The following is a 258-nucleotide window of genomic DNA, read 5'->3' as shown; positions in this document are numbered from 1 at the left end:
CGTCGAAGGTGGGACCGGCGATTGGGACTAAGTCGTAACAAGGTAGCCGTACCGGAAGGTGCGGCTGGATCACCTCCTTTCTAAGGAGCTTCCTCAGACTGTTCCGGCCCGTCATAGTGCGGGTTGGGTGGTTTGCAGGGCAAGCCCGTTGCGGATGCGTATGTTGTCCGGCGGGTGCTCATGGGTGGAATATCAACGGATTCGGTGTCTTTCGCGGTTGGCCGCATGCCAGTACGGTGCCCTTTGGGGTGTTTGGAA

1 rRNA gene is annotated in these 258 nt (G+C 58.9%); it reads left to right on the top strand.

From position 1 onward, the window contains the following. Positions 1-80 (top strand): 16S ribosomal RNA (locus AC5RVS_RS17850); the annotation flags it as partial. Positions 81-258: the final 178 nt, after the last annotated feature.

The organism is Arthrobacter sp. Y3221048 (genome assembly GCF_059092685.1).
This window is presented reverse-complemented; position numbering and strand designations above follow the sequence as displayed.